At 62.2% G+C, this 17,687-nt stretch carries 17 protein-coding genes; 2 read left to right on the top strand and 15 right to left on the bottom strand.

Going from position 1 to position 17,687, the window contains the following annotated elements:
• Positions 1-34 precede the first annotated feature (34 nt).
• Both QY76_RS04210 and codB read right to left on the bottom strand, forming a co-directional pair.
• Complete coding sequence (locus tag QY76_RS04210) at positions 35-1,318, bottom strand: cytosine deaminase (protein ID WP_045426141.1); 1,284 nt, start codon at positions 1,316-1,318, stop codon at positions 35-37.
• The gene (codB, locus tag QY76_RS04205; protein WP_034163854.1) at positions 1,308-2,558 is read right to left on the bottom strand and encodes a cytosine permease; all 1,251 of its coding nucleotides are present in this window, start codon (positions 2,556-2,558) and stop codon (positions 1,308-1,310) included. Before codB ends, QY76_RS04210 begins: the two co-directional genes overlap by 11 nt.
• A gap of 285 nt (positions 2,559-2,843) precedes the next feature.
• Between codB and cysG the strand changes: the two genes are divergently transcribed.
• Positions 2,844-4,229 (top strand): siroheme synthase CysG, encoded by a 1,386-nt coding sequence (gene cysG / locus QY76_RS04200; RefSeq protein WP_034163855.1) that lies wholly within the window; start codon positions 2,844-2,846, stop codon positions 4,227-4,229.
• Positions 4,230-4,289: 60 nt separating this feature from the next.
• Here cysG and trpS read toward each other — a convergent pair whose 3' ends face one another.
• The 12 genes from trpS to QY76_RS04140 form a co-directional block, all read right to left on the bottom strand.
• On the bottom strand, positions 4,290-5,294 hold the full coding sequence (gene trpS, locus QY76_RS04195) for a tryptophan--tRNA ligase (protein WP_034163856.1): 1,005 nt from the start codon (positions 5,292-5,294) through the stop codon (positions 4,290-4,292).
• 24 nt (positions 5,295-5,318) lie between these two features.
• Positions 5,319-6,005 carry a phosphoglycolate phosphatase gene (locus QY76_RS04190; protein ID WP_034163858.1) on the bottom strand — a complete coding sequence of 229 codons (687 nt, stop codon included), beginning with the start codon at positions 6,003-6,005 and terminating at the stop codon, positions 5,319-5,321.
• The gene (rpe, locus tag QY76_RS04185; protein ID WP_012850057.1) at positions 5,998-6,675 is read right to left on the bottom strand and encodes a ribulose-phosphate 3-epimerase; all 678 of its coding nucleotides are present in this window, start codon (positions 6,673-6,675) and stop codon (positions 5,998-6,000) included. The genes QY76_RS04190 and rpe overlap by 8 nt, the downstream gene beginning before the upstream one ends.
• Before the next feature lie 36 nt (positions 6,676-6,711).
• A complete protein-coding gene (dam, locus tag QY76_RS04180; protein WP_034163859.1) occupies positions 6,712-7,530 on the bottom strand; it encodes an adenine-specific DNA-methyltransferase in 819 nt (272 codons plus the stop codon).
• 89 nt (positions 7,531-7,619) lie between these two features.
• Complete coding sequence (locus tag QY76_RS04175; protein WP_034163860.1) at positions 7,620-8,645, bottom strand: SPOR domain-containing protein; 1,026 nt, start codon at positions 8,643-8,645, stop codon at positions 7,620-7,622.
• A 61-nt stretch (positions 8,646-8,706) separates the two neighbouring features.
• On the bottom strand, positions 8,707-9,792 hold the full coding sequence (gene aroB / locus QY76_RS04170) for a 3-dehydroquinate synthase (RefSeq protein WP_045426137.1): 1,086 nt from the start codon (positions 9,790-9,792) through the stop codon (positions 8,707-8,709).
• A gap of 45 nt (positions 9,793-9,837) precedes the next feature.
• Positions 9,838-10,356, bottom strand: coding sequence for a shikimate kinase AroK (gene aroK, locus QY76_RS04165; protein WP_005290467.1), 519 nt, complete (start codon positions 10,354-10,356; stop codon positions 9,838-9,840).
• A 287-nt stretch (positions 10,357-10,643) separates the two neighbouring features.
• The gene (locus QY76_RS04160; RefSeq protein WP_034163865.1) at positions 10,644-11,909 is read right to left on the bottom strand and encodes a secretin N-terminal domain-containing protein; all 1,266 of its coding nucleotides are present in this window, start codon (positions 11,907-11,909) and stop codon (positions 10,644-10,646) included.
• Positions 11,906-12,217: a hypothetical protein gene (locus tag QY76_RS04155; RefSeq protein ID WP_034163866.1), complete on the bottom strand. Its 312-nt coding sequence runs from the start codon at positions 12,215-12,217 to the stop codon at positions 11,906-11,908. Before QY76_RS04155 ends, QY76_RS04160 begins: the two co-directional genes overlap by 4 nt.
• Complete coding sequence (locus tag QY76_RS04150; protein WP_034163867.1) at positions 12,214-12,687, bottom strand: hypothetical protein; 474 nt, start codon at positions 12,685-12,687, stop codon at positions 12,214-12,216. The genes QY76_RS04155 and QY76_RS04150 overlap by 4 nt, the downstream gene beginning before the upstream one ends.
• Entirely contained in the window at positions 12,680-13,210 is a 531-nt protein-coding gene (locus QY76_RS04145; RefSeq protein ID WP_235439445.1) for a hypothetical protein, read from the bottom strand. Before QY76_RS04145 ends, QY76_RS04150 begins: the two co-directional genes overlap by 8 nt.
• Entirely contained in the window at positions 13,198-14,028 is an 831-nt protein-coding gene (locus tag QY76_RS04140; protein WP_045426134.1) for a hypothetical protein, read from the bottom strand. Before QY76_RS04140 ends, QY76_RS04145 begins: the two co-directional genes overlap by 13 nt.
• Positions 14,029-14,145: 117 nt before the next feature.
• On the opposite strand from QY76_RS04140, the gene mrcA reads away from it, so the two are divergent.
• A complete protein-coding gene (gene mrcA / locus QY76_RS04135) occupies positions 14,146-16,710 on the top strand; it encodes a peptidoglycan glycosyltransferase/peptidoglycan DD-transpeptidase MrcA (RefSeq protein WP_045426131.1) in 2,565 nt (854 codons plus the stop codon).
• Between the two features lie 84 nt (positions 16,711-16,794).
• On the opposite strand, the gene nudE is transcribed toward mrcA, so the two are convergent.
• Positions 16,795-17,352 (bottom strand): ADP compounds hydrolase NudE, encoded by a 558-nt coding sequence (nudE, locus tag QY76_RS04130; RefSeq protein ID WP_034163871.1) that lies wholly within the window; start codon positions 17,350-17,352, stop codon positions 16,795-16,797.
• Between the last annotated feature and the right edge of the window lie 335 nt (positions 17,353-17,687).

The raw sequence follows: 17,687 nt of genomic DNA, 5'->3' as shown, positions 1-17,687 counted from the left end.
GCATGCAGGCCCCGTTTTTTTGCGCGCGCCGAACTCAGCGGCGGAAGTCGACGCGCTCCGCCTGCCGCAGATAAATCTGGCTCTGCGCCGGACGGGTCTCCGCGATCAGGCAGCCATCACGCAGGGAGTAACGCACCGGCACCTGTCGGCGCACCGCGTCAAACCCGCTCTCCGCCGGCAGCACCAGCAGACTGGCGCGGCAGCCCGGCGCCACCCCATATCCCTGCAGACCGAGCGTTTTGGCGCTGTGCGAACCGATCAGTGCCAGCCCCTCGTCAATCTGGGCGTAGCCCATCAGTTGGTAGACATGCAGCCCCATGTGCAGCACCTGCAGCATATTGGCGGTGCCCAGCGGGTACCAGGGGTCAAACACATCATCATGGCCGAAGCAGACGTTGATCCCGGCCTGCAGCATCTCCTTCACCCGGGTGATGCCGCGCCGCTTGGGATAGTCGTCGAAACGCCCCTGCAGATGGATGTTGACCAACGGATTAGCGACAAAGTTAATCTGCGACATCTTCAGCAGCCGGAATAGCCGCGAGGTATAGGCGCCGTTGTAAGAGTGCATCGCCGTGGTATGGCTGGCGGTCACCCGTGCCCCCATGCCTTCGCGGTGCGCCAGCGCCGCCACGGTTTCCACGAAGCGCGACTGCTCATCGTCTATTTCATCACAGTGAACATCGATCAGGCGGTCATAGCGCGCGGCCAGCGCGAAGGCCTTATGCAGCGACTCCACGCCATATTCGCGGGTAAACTCAAAATGCGGAATAGCCCCCACCACATCGGCGCCCAGTCGCAGCGCCTCCTCCAGCAGGGCTTCGCCGTTTGGATAGGAGAGGATCCCCTCTTGTGGAAAAGCGACCAGCTGCAGATCGACCCAGGGCGCCGCCTCCTGGCGTACCTCCAGCATCGCCTTTAGCGCCGTCAGCGACGGATCGGAGACGTCCACGTGGCTGCGCACGTGCTGGATACCGTTCGCTATCTGCCACTTTAGGGTCTGCCAGGCACGCTGTTTCACGTCATCGTGGGTCAGCTGCGCCTTGCGCTCGGCCCAGCGCTCGATCCCTTCAAACAGAGTTCCCGACTGGTTCCACGCTGGCTGCCCCGCCGTCTGCGTCGTATCCAGATGAATATGCGGTTCGACAAAGGGCGGCACCACCAGCCCCTGCTGTGCATCCAGCTCATCCGGCTGCGCAGCCCGTAGCGCGGGCTGCGGCGTAATGGCCGCGATCAGGCCATGCTCCAAGGTAATTTGCCACCACCCGTCGCGCGCGGGCAGGCGGGCATTGATCACGGCGCGCAGTACGTTATTCTGCATGGCTGATCTCCAGTCTATTTTCTCTCTGACGACTCGCCCTGCGGCTGAGAACCACGTAGCTCAGGGCGCCGCCCAATACGGCGTTCAGCGGAACGATCCCCGGCAACCCGTGACCCGCGGCGACGCCCAGGGCGACGGCGGCAATGGCGTTCCAGTTTACCGCGACCCTATCCGCCTCCGCAAAGTTGCTGTAACGGCGCCGGTTCATCAGGTAATCCGCAATGATCACCCCGCCGACCGGCGGAATGGCGGCGGAGAGGAAGGTCAGCCAGCCGACAAAGTTGTTATACAGCCACAGCGCGCACAGGGTCCCGATGATCCCGTTGGCAACCGACAGCGTCTTGCTCGACAACCCGGTGATATTGGCGAATCCCAGACCGGAGGCATACAGTGCATTATCATTGGTGGTCCAGATATTTAGCCCCAGCACCGCAATCGCGGGCAGCAACAGCCCTTGAGCTATCATGACGTCGGAGATGTCAGACATCCCCAGCGCCGCGGCTCCGGTCGCGCCAAAGATAAACATCAGCGAGTTACCGAGAAAGAACGCCACCATCGTCACCAGCACCGCCACCTTGGCGCTGCGGCCAAAGCGGACAAAGTCCGCCGTCAGCGTGCCTGCGCTGATAAAGGAGCCGACCACCAGTGCCAGCGCCAAATTGAAATCCAGCGGCTGCGCGGGAACCACCTCACGCAGGGCATCCATCCCGCCCATACCATCGATCGCCAACCACACCGAGTAGCCGCCGAGCAGCGCGATTGCCGGTACCGCGATCGCCGACAGCAGCGTCAACGCCGAGATGCCAAAGAACACCGTCACGGTCATCAGCAGTCCGGAAAGCGCGATCAGCAGATCGGTATTCAGACCGGTCGCCTTACTGACCGGAATCGCGAACATGGCGACCCCGACGCCAAACCATCCCACCTGCGTGCCGCCCAGCAGCAGCGAAGGCAGCCAAGAGCCTTTAACACCAAAGGAGAAGCGCGCTAGCAGGTGCGTCGTCAGACCGGTTTTTGCACCGATATAGCCAAGCGTGGAGGTATAGATACCGAGGAGGAGATTACCGACGAATACGGCCAGAAGAAAATCGTGATAGCCAAGGCCGGTGCCGAGCGTGCCGCCGGTCCACATACTGGCGGAAAAGAAGGTTAGCCCCAGCATGACACAGCTTAATGCCAGTACCCCCTTGCGCGCCGATGGCGGGACGGGCCCCTGACTGAAATTGTTATCCTGCGACACGCAATCCTCCTTAATCTCTGTGCAGTAGACAAAAAAATCTGGCGCATTCTAAAGAGTTCGCGCCAAAAAGCAAACGTTTTCTTTGCTGATTATTTATTCTGTCGGACGGATTCCCTGCGATCCCGCCCCGGCGCTGACGCCAACCCGCAGTGGCCGTTTCTTTAAACAAGTCCGCTGCAGGCTGGCAACGAGTCTGGCAAGCTGGAGAGTCTCTGCCCCTTGGCGTACTATCCCCGCTCGCGGTATATGACCGCCCCACAACAGGAACCCCCTTGAGGATCTCTGATGGATTACTTTCCGATATTTTGTCAGCTGCGTACTAAGCCCTGCCTGCTGGTCGGCGGCGGCGAGGTAGCCGAGCGTAAGGCCCGTCTGTTGATGGAGGCGGGCGCGATTTTGACGGTGAACGCCGGGCGCTTCACGCCCCAGTTTGAACAGTGGCAGCGGGATGGTCAGCTGACGCTGATCGCCGGCGACTTCGACCCCGCGCTGCTCACGGGCAAGTGGCTGGCTATCGCCGCCACCGACGACAGCCGGGTAAATCAGCAGGTGCTGGCCCAGTCCGAGGCGCGCTGTATCTTTTGTAACGTGGTCGATGCCGCGCAACAGACGGGCTTCATCATGCCGTCGATCGTCGATCGCTCGCCGTTGATGGTCGCCGTCTCCTCCGGCGGCAGCGCACCGGTGCTGGCCAGGATTCTGCGCGAAAAGCTGGAGGCGCAGCTACCGCAGCATCTCGGCCAGCTGGCACACCTGGCTGGCCACCTGCGCCAGCGCGTCAAGGCGCACTTTCCCACCCTGTCGCTGCGCCGCCGCTTTTGGGAGCGACTGTTCGCCCAAGATCGTCTGGCACAGTCGCTGGCCAACGGCGACACCGCACAGACACAGCAACAGGTGGATGCGCTGTTCAGCGCGGCGCCGGCGGATCGCGGCGAGGTGACGCTAGTCGGCGCCGGGCCGGGGGATGCAGGGCTGTTGACCCTCAAAGGGCTACAGCAGATCCAGCGGGCGGACGTGATCATCTATGATCGCCTGGTATCCGATGAGGTCATGTCGCTGGTGCGACGCGACGCAACGCGTATCTTCGTCGGCAAACGCGCCGGTCATCACTGCGTTCCCCAGGAGGAGATCAATCAGACCCTGCTGGATCACGCGCGTGATGGAAAACGGGTGGTGCGCCTCAAGGGCGGCGATCCCTTCATCTTTGGCCGGGGAGGCGAAGAGCTTGAGGCGCTGGCCGCCGCGGGGATCGCCTTCTCGGTGGTGCCCGGTATTACCGCCGCCTCCGGCTGCTCCGCCTATAGCGGTATTCCGCTGACTCACCGCGACCATGCCCAAAGCGTCCGCCTGGTCACCGGCCATACCCGCCAGGATGGCCAACTGGATTGGTCCTGCCTGGCGGCCGCAGGACAAACGCTCGTGTTTTATATGGGACTGAGCCAGGCTGCGACCATTCAGCATCGCCTCCTACAGCACGGCATGCTGCCAGATACCCCCGTCGCCCTGGTTGAAAACGGCACCACGGTTCGCCAGCGGGTCGTCAGCGGAACGCTGACTCAGTTGGAGACGCTGGCAACGCGCGTTGCCAGCCCCAGCCTGATCATCGTCGGCGACGTCGTCACCCTGCGGCCACACCTCAACTGGTTCCGCAGCGAAGCGGCGAGCGCATAACACGGCGCAAAAAAAAGGAGGGCCATCGCCCTCCTCTTCACGTTCAGATCGCCGCGCCGCTTACGGCCGCGCGACAAACCCGATCGCATCGTAGACCTTGTCCAGGGTCTGCGCGGCGCGCGCGCGCGCTTTGGCGGCGCCATCGCGCATCACTTCCTGCAGGTAGGCCTCATCATTGCGGAAACGGTGATACCGCTCCTGCAGCTCAGACAGCATCCCGGAGACCGCATCGGCAACGGCACCCTTCAGGTGGCCGTACATCTTGCCCGCAAACTCGGCCTCCAGATCCTCGATACGCTTACCGGTCACTCCGGAAAGAATATCCAGCAGATTGGAGACGCCGGCCTTATTGACCACGTCGTAACGCACGACCGGCGGCTCATCGGAGTCGGTCACCGCGCGCTTGATCTTCTTGGTCACCGCCTTGGGATCTTCCAGCAGGCCGATCACGTTGTTGCGGTTCTCATCCGACTTAGACATCTTTTTGGTCGGCTCCAGCAGCGACATGACGCGCGCGCCCGACTTGGGAATAAACGGCTCCGGCACCTTAAAGATGTCACCATACAGCGCGTTGAAGCGCGCCGCGACATCACGGCTCAGCTCCAGGTGCTGTTTCTGATCTTCCCCTACCGGGACCTGATGAGTCTGGTACAACAGGATGTCCGCCGCCATCAGCACCGGGTAATCAAACAGGCCGGCGTTAATGTTCTCTGCGTAGCGCGCCGATTTATCCTTGAACTGAGTCATGCGGCTCAGTTCGCCGAAATAGGTGTAACAGTTCAGAACCCAGCCCAGCTGGGCATGCTCTGGAACATGAGACTGCACAAAAATCGTGCTCTTCTGCGGATCGATACCGCAGGCCAGGTACAGGGCCAGCGTATCCAGCGTCGCGCTGCGCAGTTTCTCTGCGTCTTGACGCACGGTGATGGCGTGCTGATCGACGATACAGTAAATGCAGTCATACTCATCCTGCATCTGTACCCACTGGCGCAGCGCGCCCATATAGTTACCGATGGTGAGTTCACCAGACGGCTGCGCGCCGCTGAAAACAATGGGCTTACTCATGGTCACATTCCTGTCCTTATCAATTCAGTTCAGCGGCGCCAGCCCTACCAAGGGCAGCAGTCCGGCAAAATCATCCAGCACGCGGCAGGGCTCGCTGGCAGCGATAGGTTCGCCATAGTTATAACCGTAGGTCAAGCCGACGGTAGGACAGCCGGCCGACTGGCCAGCTTGGATATCATTGCGCGAGTCACCGACAAACAGCATCTCATCGGCCCGCAGCCCCAGACGGGACAGCACCAGATAGAGCGGGGCCGGATGGGGCTTACGCTTAGCGACATCGTCGCCGCCGATCACCTGACCGAAGAGCGTATCGATCCCCAGGCTCTCCAGCATCGGGCGGACAAAGGGCGAGGGCTTATTGGTGATAACCGCCAGCGGAAATCCCTGGGCCGCCAGTACCCCCAGCGTCTCCCGGACGCCGGGAAACAGCTGACATCCCTGATTGGCGCTCTCGGCGTAGTGCGCGTCAAATGCACGCCGCGCACGCTGACACAGCGCGGCATCCTGTGAGGCTCCGGCCCAGCTCAAGGCGCGCTGCATCAGAACATCTGCGCCATTTCCCAGCCACAGCTTCACCCGTTCCACGCCCGGCGCCGGGTAGCCCAGCGCCAGCAGCGCCGCGTCCGTAGCCGCCGCCAGACCCGGCGCGCTATCCACCAGCGTGCCGTCCAAATCAAAGGCCAGTGCCTGTACCGGAATACCTTTATTCATGGCAGGCCTGCGCAATTTCACGACGCATATCCGTGATCACCGCCGCATAGTCAGCGTGGCCGAAAATAGCCGAGCCTGCGACAAACATATCGGCGCCGGCCGCGGCGATAGCGCCGATGTTGTCCACCTTCACGCCACCGTCAACCTCCAGGCGAATATCCAGACCGCTGGCATCAATGCGCTGACGCACCTGACGCAGCTTATCGAGGGTCGACGGAATAAAGGACTGGCCACCAAAGCCCGGGTTTACGGACATCAGCAGGATGGTATCGAGGCGATCCATCACGTAATCCAGACAGCTCAGCGGCGTTGCCGGGTTCAGAACCAGCCCCGCCTTACAGCCACAGGCGCGGATCAGCTGCAGAGTGCGATCGACGTGCTCCGATGCCTCCGGATGGAAGGTAATAATGCTGGCACCGGCATCGGCGAAATCCGGGATGATCCGATCGACCGGCTTCACCATCAGGTGAACATCGATCGGGGCGGTGATGCCATAGTCCCGCAGCGCTTTACAGACCATCGGGCCAATAGTCAAATTCGGCACATAGTGGTTATCCATGACATCAAAGTGCACCACATCGGCACCGGCGGCCAATACCTTGGCAGTATCTTCGCCCAGCCGGGCAAAGTCTGCGGACAAAATCGACGGGGCAATTAAATACGGGTTCATCCGTTTCTCCTGAGCTCGGGGGGCCGACGGCCGCGCTTAGCGCTTGCCGTACAGCGCCAATAATTCGTTCACTTTGCTGCGCCCGTCAGTTTTTCTGCTGATGGTGCGCCGAACTTTCACGACGTGCAGCGCATCGGCCTGCGCGTACCACTCCCGCGTCAGCGGGGTTTCATGGTTAGAGATCAGCACCGGCACCTGACGCTGGGCCAGTTCACCGGCCAGCTCCGCCAGGCGCTCCTGCTCGGCAAAGCCAAAGCCGTTGACGTGGTAGGCGGTAAAATTGGCGGTAGCGGACAGCGGGGCGTAGGGTGGATCGCAATACACCACGGCACCCGGCTGCGCGCGCAGCATCGTCTGCTGATAATGTTCGCAGACAAACACCGCACGCTCGGCCTTGCGGGCAAAAAACTCCAGCTCCTCTTGAGGGAAGTAGGGCTTTTTATAGCGCCCGAAGGGGACGTTGAACTCCCCCTTGGCATTATAGCGGCACAGACCGTTATAGCAGTGCCGGTTCAGATAGAGGAAGTACAGCGCCCGCTGGTAACGATCGTCGCACAGGTTAAAGGCCTCACGGATGCGGTAATACTCCTCCGAGACGTTCAGTTCAGGGCAAAACATCTGACGGGCATCGCCGATAAAGCGATCCGTCTCATCTTTCACAATATTGTACAACCCGACCAGATCGGCGTTAATGTCCGCCAACAGGTACTCATCGTAATCCGTGTTTAAAAACACAGAGCCAGCGCCGACGAAAGGCTCTACCAGTCTTTCGCCCGCCGGCAGGTGCCGACGGATCTCTTCAATCAAAGGATATTTCCCGCCGGCCCATTTCAAAAATGCGCGCTTCTTCTTCATGCCGTCGCCAGTCAGTTATTTCTACTCTTTCAATTCGCCAGGGCGTACCTTTTCAGACAGCACATCGCGCGCGTTTTATGGGTGACCGCTTACTTTGCATCCTTTTGCACCTGGCTCAGCGGGCGAGCCCAGGGCTTCATCGCCTGCACCTCTGCCGGCAGCGTCGCAATCGCCCGCCGGGCATCCGCCGGCGTCGCATAGCTGCCGCTTACCAGCACATACCAAGGCTTACCGTTGCGGGACGTTTCATATACCCAATAGTGGCTCAGGCTCTGGCGACGGGCAAACGCGTTCAGCGTAGTGGGCTGCGAGGCGCCGCTCAGCTGTAGGGTATAGTGGCTGCCCGGGGCGCTCTTCAGCGCACCAGCGCTGCTGCCGGCACTTTGCGGCAGATGCGCCGCCGGTTTACCATTGCTGCCCACCACCGGCAGGTGCGCCGTTTGCTTCGGCGCGCTGGGTGTCTGCGCTACGCTCTTCTCGCTGTGGCGGACCGGCGCCCGCTCCTCCCGACGCGTCGGCGTCTTAGGCCGCGGCGTCGATTCGACCGCCGCTTTCGGCGCGATACGCGCTGCGCCGCCGGCCAGCGTTGCCGGGGCCGTCGGTAGCGTGCCAGCCTGCGACATCGCATCTAGCGCGCCTTGCTGCTGGGTCAGCGCATCGGAAACAGAGTTCCCCGCCAGATCGATCCGCTGCTGCCCGCTCTCCTGAAGCGCCGGAGCAGACTGCGTTGGCGTAGGCGATACGGAGGGCATCGTGATCGGCTGCGGCTGACCTGGCTGCGCGGAGTTATTGACCCCACTACCGTCCTGAACGTCGGTCACGTTGCTTCCGGCGCTGCCGTTAGTCATGGAAGATGCACCGGACAGATTGATCTCTCTGGCACTGCCCGCCGTAGCCGTAGACTGGGCAGAGCTCCCCTTGGAGGGCGATTTCAGCGCCGATCCGATCGCCACGATCACCACCAGCAATACCAGGACGCCGGCGCCGATCATCAGATGCTGACGCGATACCGTCAGACGCGGCGTCGCGGGACGTCGGCCGCGCGCACGCGGCGGACGACGATCGCTGGCGTCCGGTTTTAACTCATCGTCTGCTTTAAACTCTTCTTGATCCATCTCACCCTCCACTTAGAGGCAAAGCCGGCCGTACCGCGCCGGAGACTCGCAAATTAACCGCTCAGGCCAGGCAGTCCGCAATCGCATCCCGCACGACATCATGGCTTACCCCGGCGAACACCTCCGCGCTGCCGATAGCGGTCGGCAACACCAGCCGCAGGGTTCCGCCCAGCACCTTCTTATCACGCAGCATATGCGGTAGATAGGCGTCAGGGGCCATACCGGCCGGCCCTAGCACCGGCAGCCCGGCGCGCGTCAGCAGCGCCGACATACGCTCGGCCTGCGGCGGCTGCAGATAGCCCAGACGGCAGGCTACGCGGGCCGCCATCATCGTCCCCACGGCCACAGCCTCGCCGTGCAGCCAGTTGCCATAGCCCATCTCAGCCTCGATGGCATGACCAAACGTATGGCCGAGATTCAACAGCGCCCGGCGGCCCTGTTCACGCTCATCCTCCGCCACCACCTGCGCCTTCAGCTCGCAGCAGCGGCGGATACAGTAGGCCAGCGCGGACGGCTCCAGACGCAGCAGCGCATCCATCTGCGTCTCAAGCCAACGGAAAAAATCGGCATCCATGATGATGCCGTATTTAATGACCTCCGCCAGCCCGGAGGCGAGCTCGCGCGGCGGTAGGGTCTGCAGACAGTCGATGTCGATCGTCACGCTGGCCGGCTGATAAAATGCGCCGATCATATTCTTACCCAGCGGATGATTGACCGCGGTCTTTCCGCCCACCGAGGAGTCCACCTGCGCCAACAGCGTTGTCGGCACCTGAATGAAGCGGACGCCGCGCTGATAGCACGCGGCGGCAAAACCGGTCAGATCGCCGATCACGCCGCCCCCCAGCGCCACTAACGTGGTATCCCGCCCGTGGTTGTTCTCCAGCAGCGCGCTGAATACCCGATCCAGTACGCTCAGTGACTTAAACTGCTCACCGTCGGGCAGGATCACCAGCCCGACGCGTACGCCTGCCCGCTCCAGCGTACGCTGCACCGGCGCCAGGTACAGTTTAGCCAGGGTTTCGTTGGTGATCAGCATGGCCTGCTCGCCGGAGTGCAGCGGCCAGAAAGCCGCCTCCTGTGAAAAAAGCCCACTGGCGATGCTGATCGGGTAGCTACGCTCCCCGAGCGTTACGGTGATCCTTTCCACGGCCTGCCTGCCCCCTGTTACAACGCTAGTTCCTCAGCCAACCGTTCAGTTGTTTTCCAGCAAATGGATAATCTGGTTGGCCACCACTTTGGCGCTCTGCTCATCCGTGCGGATAGTCACGTCGGCAATCTCTTCATACAGCGGATTGCGTTCCTGCGCCAGCTGCTCCAGCACCTCGCGCGGCGTATCTACCTGTAGCAACGGGCGTTTTTTGTCACGCTGCGTACGCGCCAGCTGTTTTTCAATGGTAGTTTCCAGATAGACGACCACGCCCCTCGCGGACAGGCGATTACGGGTCTCGCGAGATTTGACGGAGCCGCCCCCGGTCGCCAGCACGATGCCTTGCTTCTCCGTCAGTTCATTGATGACTTTCTCTTCGCGATCGCGAAAGCCCTCTTCGCCCTCAACGTCAAAGACCCAGCTCACATCGGCGCCGGTACGACGTTCGATCTCCTGGTCGGAGTCGAAGAATTCCATGTTCAGCTGCTGCGCTAACTGACGGCCAATAGTACTTTTGCCGGCACCCATAGGCCCAACCAGAAAGATATTGCGTTTCTCTGCCATGTTTTCGGTACTACTAAGACAATACGTTAATGATAACCCGCCCCGCCAATCAAATTAGCGACGGGACCGAAACTGAAACCTCATGAAGATAGTGCGAGATCAGACGAAAAATTATCTCAACACTCAAGGCTGTTTGGCAACCGAATAAATTTCCGCGCGGCACGATACACAAAGAAGACCCGGTGTACGGCGGGAAATACGGGACGGAACAAGGCGCAAACCGCTAACCTTGTATGCCAAATCCATCCCAGCGTCAAACGCGGAAACCATTCATGTGATAAAAATTTTTAGCCGCGCGCCGACTGGCGCAGCGATTGGGAGGTGGGAGAGGCGGGAGAAAGCAGGGTCGGCGTAATAAAAATCACCAACTCGCGCCGCCCGCTGCGCTGGCTGTCGCTGCGCAGCAGATGGCCCAGCAGCGGCACCTCGGCAAGCCAGGGAAAGCCGATGCTATCCACTTGACGCTGATACTGAAAGATACCGCCCAGCATCGCCGTGTCGCCGTCGCTCAACGTGACCTGGGTCGTAATCTCCTGTTTATCGATCGCCAGCGCTTCGCTGTCACCCTGGCGCACTACTCGCCCGGGCATGTTCTGACTTATCTGCAGCGCCAGCTCAATATGCGCATCGGCCAATACCCGCGGCGTGACCGACATACCCAGCACCGCCTCCTTAAACTCCATGGTGCTCACGCCGCGCTCGCCGCCGGAGACGGCATAGGGGAGCTCACTGCCCTGTTTTATGCTGGCCGTCTGCCCATGGGCTGCCATCAGATGCGGACTGGCGATGATCGTCACCTTATCCTGTCGCTCCAGCGCCGCAAGCGCCACCGCCAGCGCCTGCCCCCCGATGCGGGCCACCTGAAACCCCGCGCTGAAATAGGCATCCGCCGCGCCGCGTAGCGTATCCTGTCCGCGTGAGCGCTCGTCTCCGCTGTACCAGCGGATCCCCAACTCACGCAGCCCCTCTTGGCTGATAGAAACGATATGGGCTGCCAGCTGTACCTGCGACAGCGGCACATCCAGCTGCGCAATCCAGTCGCGCAGCGCCGCCAGACGGGCTGCCTCCGCCCGCAGCAGCAGGGCATTGGTGCGGCTGTCCGCCACCGCGCTGCCCGTCTCGCCCAGCAAATCGCGGCGCTGACGCAGACTTTTCTCTACCGTCGCCGCGTCGGCATGGCGCAGCACCACGCGCTGACTCCGCATCTGCGGCGGTTTGAGCGGCGCAGGCGCCGCGGCGGACCCCGCCTGCCGCGCCGCGCGCGCGCGGCTTTGGATCAGCAGGATCCCATCGCGCCGTATCACGCTGAGATCGTGGATCTCCGCCAGGGCGTCGAGCACCCGTGGCCACGGAGTATGGGCAATATGCACCGTCGCCTCGCCGCGCACCTCCTCACTGAGGATCAGGTTTAGCCCAGCAAACTCCGCCACCGCCTGCAGCACGCTGGGCAGGGGCGCGCGATCGAACCAGAGCGTCAGAGGCATCGCCAGTCCAGCCGGGCTCATGGCCAGCAGCGCCGCGATAGCCGCGGCATACGCGGAGTGGCATCTCATCTCTCCGTCCCCTCCCGACGCGCCGCCAAAGGGATAAGGCGCGGACAGCGAAAGGGATACAGCGCCAGCGGCGTAAAGCGCAGCGCCGGTGGGCCCAACGCGGCGGGGCGCGGAGAGGCGGGCAGGGCCGCAGGACGCCAGCGGCCCTGTTCATCGCGCCGCCACAGCGAAAAGCAAGGCGCCCGACCGACGATCCCGACGGCGCTGGCCGCCGCCGGGGCCAGTTCGGGAGGCTGAAATGGATCCCGTGCGGCATCGCCGCCACACGCCAGCAGCAGCGTTCCCCATCCGACGCCTTTCGCCCTCATTCGTCCTCCTGCTCCACCCAGGTTATATGCACCCCCTGCGCGCGCGGCGTGATCGTCAGCGAACTCACGCGCTGACCGCAGTCGGACAGGGTATCCAGCGTCTGCAGCAGGGCGCTGAACGTCATGTCGGCAGAGACATGACGCTGCCCATCACGCTGGATCTGCCAAGAAAACGCGGCGTTATGCTCTGGGGCACAGCGCGCCTGGCGCACGGCCTGTGCTGTCGCGTCGATATCCGCCTGCCAGAGGCGCAGTTCGGTCGCCCAGCGCTGAACTCGCAGCATCGCCATCTGCGCGGCGCCCTCCGTCAATCGAACGCGCAGCCTCTGCCGCTCCAGCGTATGCCATAGCCACAGCCCGGCCAGCAGCGAGGTCAGAAGCAACAACGTGCTCCCCCACAGCCATTGACGCAGCGCCCGGGGCGAGAGGGTATACAGCCTACCCTGCAGCGACAGCAGCAGCTCAGCCACGGCACGCCTCCGTCGCACAGAGGCGCAGCGTAAACTGCCAGCGACCGTCGGCGGCGCGATGCAGCCCCTGCCAGCGCCACGCCGCCATACGTAGGGCAAAATCGGCCACCACCTGCCGGGAGACGCCCTGCCCCTCCAAGAGCCAGTACGGCGGTAGATGGCTCAGGCGCGTCAGCCATACCGCATCAGGGATCGTGGCCTGCACCAGACGCAGCTGCTGTGCCAACCGCGTTACCGGCGCGTCCGACGACGGCGCCCCCGAGGCCCCGGGCCCCGACTCATGCCGCAGCGGCGCGGGCAGCGCGGCCATTCTCTGCTGAAGCTGGCGATACGCGGCCTCCCGCAGACGGGCCTGCTCAGCAATCTGCCCGATCAACGGCGCCCTACGCTGGTACAGCAGGCGCCCGGCGCTCATCCCCAACGCAGCAAACGCAGGGATTCCCAGCGCCAACGTCAGCCACAGCATACGAAGACGCGCCCGACGCCGGGCCTCGCGCCAGGGCAGCAGATCTATATCATCCACGGCGGTGACTCCGGCATCACGGCCAGCCCCAGCGCGAGGCTAAACGCCGCGGGATCGGTGGGCAGCGGAGAGACGAGATGACGTACAGCGCGTAGGCCAGACCACCCCCGGCGGCCGCTATCGCTACCGCAGCGCAGCGGTGCAACGCCGTCGGCCACACCGGGCGGCAGCGCGGCCACGGCCTGGGCACAGGCCGCCTCCGGGCCGTCGGCTAAGGAAACAAACCCATACTGCAGCGGCGATCCCCAGGGCGCTATCCAGCAGAAACGGCGCCCATCGCCGTAGATCAGCGGCGCCGCGGGGCTCTCTCCCGCCAGACGCGCCAAGCGGTGCAGCGCGCAAGGCGCCAGCGTTAAGCGCTGCAGCGGTAAACCCGCGCTGTCGAACAGCGCGCACCACCGATCGCGCTGCGCGCGGTGCACGGCACACACCTGCCAGCGCCCGCCCCCCTCAGGCGCGGGGGCGAAGTCACAGACCATCTGGTGCGCGGGAAGCATCAGCTGGCGCTCTCCCTGCGCCAGCAGCAGGCGATGCCGCTGCCAAGGTGTCAGGGGAAGCGCGCTACCCGCTAGCGTATCGCGGATCGCCCGCTCAGCGGGAAAGGCCGCCCGCACCGACAGCCGACGCGGCAAACGGGCGCGCAGCGCAGCCAGCGCCGCGGGCAGCGAGGGGGAAAGCCCGTCCCGATCCGGGTCAGCCGTCAGCGGCAATCGCCACCAACCGCGCAGCTGGATGCCGTCGCGGCGCGCCGAGAGCGCCACGGCGATCAGCTGAGCGGGCTGAATATCGATCCCCAAGCGCCAATGACCGCTCCCCATGCCGCGTCTCCTTATCATCAACTTACTAAAAGAACGTATCCTCTGTGTCTGCTAGCCTTTATACTACTGCCCGTTTGTTTATAAACTGCCCAACTGACATGTAATGGGAAATTCCAGGTGAAGTTCGTAAAGTATTTAATCATCCTCGCGGTCTGTTGCATTCTGCTGGGAGTCGCTGCGGTATTTGGACTGTACAAATACGTTGAGCCGCAGCTCCCGGACGTTGCAACGCTGAAAGACGTGCGGCTACAGACACCGATGCAGGTGTACAGCGCCGACGGCTATCTCATCGCCCAATATGGTGAAAAGCGCCGTATTCCGCTGCCGCTCACGCAGATCCCCCCGCTGATGGTCAAGGCGTTTATCGCCACCGAAGACAGCCGTTTCTTCGAACACCACGGCGTTGATCCTATCGGCATCTTCCGTGCGGCCTCCGTCGCCCTGTTTACCGGACATGCCTCGCAGGGCGCCAGCACCATCACCCAGCAGCTGGCCAGGAACTTCTTCCTCAGCCCAGAGCGAACGCTGATGCGTAAAGTAAAGGAGGCCTTTCTCGCCATTCGCATCGAGCAGCTGTTGAATAAAGACGAAATTCTCGATCTCTATCTCAATAAAATTTATCTGGGCTACCGCGCCTACGGCGTCGGCGCAGCCGCGCAGGTCTACTTCGGCAAATCCGTCGATCAGCTCACGCTGAGTGAAATGGCCATGATCGCGGGCCTGCCCAAAGCGCCATCCACCTTTAATCCGCTCTACTCCCACGATCGCGCCGTCGCCCGCCGCAACGTCGTGCTTAGCCGGATGCTGGATGAACACTACATCACCCAGGCACAGTACGATCAGGCGCGCAGCGAACCGCTGGTCTCCCGCTATCATGGGCCGGAGATCGACTTCTCCGCCCCCTATCTGGCCGAAATGGTGCGCCAGCAGATGGTGGATAAATATGGTGAAAACGCCTATACCGACGGCTTTAAGGTCTACACCACCATCACCAAACACCTGCAGGTTGCCGCCCAAACGGCCCTGCGCGATAACGTGATCAACTACGATATGCGCCACGGCTACCGCGGCCCCGCCAACGTACTGTGGAAGGTCGGGCAGCCGGCCTGGAGCCAGCAGCGGATCGCCGATACGCTCAACGCCCTGCCCTCCTATGGCCCGCTGCTGCCGGCCGTCGTGATGTCGGCCAATGCCGACGGCGCCACGGCTATGCTGGCCAACGGCAACGGCGTCTCGCTGCCGCTGGCCACCGTGCGCTGGGCCCGCCCTTACCGCAGCGATCGCGTCCAGGGTGCCACGCCGCGGAAAGTCAGCGACGTCCTGCAGCCGGGACAGCAAATTTGGGTGCGTCAGGACAGCGATAAGCGTTGGTGGCTGGCGCAGGTGCCGGACGTCAACTCCGCCCTGGTCTCCATCAGCCCGCAGGATGGCGCCATCAAGGCGCTGGTCGGCGGTTTTGACTTTAATCAGAGCAAATTCAACCGCGTCACCCAGTCGGTACGCCAGGTCGGCTCCAATATCAAGCCGTTCCTGTACACCGCCGCCATGGATAAGGGGTTGACGTTGGCGACCATCCTCAACGATCTACCCATCTCCCGTTGGGATGCCGGCGCCGGTACCGATTGGCGACCGAAAAACTCACCGCCGACCTATGCCGGTCCCATCCGCCTGCGTCAGGGGCTCGGTGAGTCGAAAAACGTGGTGATGGTGCGCGCCATGCGTGCCATGGGCGTCGATTACGCCGCAGACTATCTGCTGCGCTTCGGCTTCCCGGCGCAGAACATCGTGAAGACCGAATCCCTGGCGCTGGGCTCAGCCAACTTTACCCCGCTGCAGCTGGTGCGCGGCTACGCCGTCTTTGCCAACGGCGGCTATCTGGTCGACCCCTACTTCATCACCAAGGTCGTCGACGGCAGCGATCAGACGATCTATGAAGCTCATCCGAAGGTCGTATGCGACAGCTGTAACCTGCCGGTTATCTATGGCCCGACGCCGAAGTCGGCGGTATTAAGCGACGACAGCGTAGAAAACGTCGCCGTCTCGACAACCCCGAGCGTGAACGGCAGCGTACCGATGCCGGAGCTGGAGCAGGTCACGCCGGGTCAGGTCAGCCAAGATAGCGATCAGCGCTATGCGCCGCACGTTATCAGCACGCCGCTGGCCTTCCTGATGCACGATGCGCTGAGCAGCAACATCTGGGGCGAGCCGGGCTGGATGGGAACCGGGTGGCGCGCGATGCGCGATCTGAAGCGCCATGATATCGGCGGGAAAACCGGTACCACCAACAGCTCCAAAGACGCCTGGTTCTCCGGCTACGGTCCGGGCATTGTCACCAGCGTCTGGATAGGCTTTGACGATCATCGGCGCGATCTGGGACGCACCACCGTGTCTGGTGCTCTGAAGGATCAGATCTCCGGCGGCGAGGGCGGGGCCAAAAGTGCCCAGCCGGCGTGGGACGACTTCATGAAGTCGGCGCTGACCGGAATCCCCGAGCAGCCGCTGCCGCCGCCGCCGGGCATTGTCAGTGTCGTTATCGACAGGGTGACCGGCAAGCTGGCCACCGGCAGCGGTAACAGCCGCAGCGAGTACTTCATTGGGGGAACCCAGCCGACGGACTACGCCACGCCGGATGCCGGCACCGTGATCATCAACAATGAGGGGCAGAGTCAGGAGCTATTCTGATACCCGCCTTCCCCCTCGTCTTCATCAAATAAAAAGGAGCCATCAGGCTCCTTTTTTACTTTACCAACGCTGACCCGCATCGTCCTAGGCGCACTGGCGCTGTAGATACTCCCGCAGCAGAAACAACGCGCTCACGTTGCGCGCCTCGTGAAAATCGGGCTCCTGCAGCAGTGCCATCATCTGGGTCAGCGGCCAGCGGATCACCGGCATCACCTCAGGTTCATCGCCCTGCAGGCGCTGAGCGAAAAGATCTTCCGCTACCACCACGTTCATCTGACTGGAAAAATAGGAGGGGGCCATCGTGAGCTTATGCAGCAGGGTAAAACGCTGCGCCCCAAAACCGGCCTCTTCCATCAGCTCACGGTTGGCCGCCTGGAACACCCGCTCGCCGGGATCGATCAGTCCCTTGGGGAAACCCAGCTCATACTCCTCAATACCGACGGCATATTCACGGATCAGCAGCAGATCGTCCCCTAGAATAGGCACGATCATCACCGCCTCGCGGCCCGACGGGCGCATACGCTCATACACCCGACGCACCCCGTTGCTAAACTCCAGATCGACGGACTCGACGTTAAATAAGCGTGAGTGCGCCACGGTTTCAACGCCCAAGATCCTGGGCTTCTTAGTGGAACTATCCATACTCAACCCGACATCCTAAAGATATGCGTTCGCCCCGGCCGACGGCGGGCCCGGCATGATAAACCGTTTGGGATCGCAAAGGCACCTTGCGGCATTGTGCGCAGATGCTCATATTTTCGCAACATATGTTGCCATTATTTTACCTCACCGGCGATGTCGGGCCATAACGCCGCCAGACAGGAGATTTGTTGCGATAATCCCTTCCCGGCGGTAGGAAAAATCGGACAATACCGATATGATCGCCAGGCGGGTATGTTAGGCTGAGTCATGGGAAAGCGAGCGACCCAGAAAAAGTAAACTCATTCCATAACATATAGTTATATTCGCAATAATCA

The sequence above is a fragment of the Edwardsiella sp. EA181011 genome, from assembly GCF_000800725.1.
GTDB classification, from domain to species: domain Bacteria; phylum Pseudomonadota; class Gammaproteobacteria; order Enterobacterales; family Enterobacteriaceae; genus Edwardsiella; species Edwardsiella anguillarum.
This window is presented reverse-complemented; position numbering and strand designations above follow the sequence as displayed.

Bases quoted from the DNA above. Each gene is read 5' to 3' on its own strand.
- trpS (WP_034163856.1), bottom strand. From the start codon at position 5,294: ATGAGTAAGCCCATTGTTTTCAGCGGCGCGCAGCCGTCTGGTGAACTC.
- QY76_RS04160 (WP_034163865.1), bottom strand. From the start codon at position 11,909: ATGAGATGCCACTCCGCGTATGCCGCGGCTATCGCGGCGCTGCTGGCC.
- nudE (WP_034163871.1), bottom strand. From the start codon at position 17,352: ATGGATAGTTCCACTAAGAAGCCCAGGATCTTGGGCGTTGAAACCGTG.
- QY76_RS04140 (WP_045426134.1), bottom strand. From the start codon at position 14,028: ATGGGGAGCGGTCATTGGCGCTTGGGGATCGATATTCAGCCCGCTCAG.
- dam (WP_034163859.1), bottom strand. From the start codon at position 7,530: ATGAAGAAGAAGCGCGCATTTTTGAAATGGGCCGGCGGGAAATATCCT.
- cysG (WP_034163855.1), top strand. From the start codon at position 2,844: ATGGATTACTTTCCGATATTTTGTCAGCTGCGTACTAAGCCCTGCCTG.
- QY76_RS04155 (WP_034163866.1), bottom strand. From the start codon at position 12,217: ATGAGGGCGAAAGGCGTCGGATGGGGAACGCTGCTGCTGGCGTGTGGC.
- QY76_RS04190 (WP_034163858.1), bottom strand. From the start codon at position 6,005: ATGAATAAAGGTATTCCGGTACAGGCACTGGCCTTTGATTTGGACGGC.
- QY76_RS04210 (WP_045426141.1), bottom strand. From the start codon at position 1,318: ATGCAGAATAACGTACTGCGCGCCGTGATCAATGCCCGCCTGCCCGCG.
- aroK (WP_005290467.1), bottom strand. From the start codon at position 10,356: ATGGCAGAGAAACGCAATATCTTTCTGGTTGGGCCTATGGGTGCCGGC.
- QY76_RS04175 (WP_034163860.1), bottom strand. From the start codon at position 8,645: ATGGATCAAGAAGAGTTTAAAGCAGACGATGAGTTAAAACCGGACGCC.
- rpe (WP_012850057.1), bottom strand. From the start codon at position 6,675: ATGAACCCGTATTTAATTGCCCCGTCGATTTTGTCCGCAGACTTTGCC.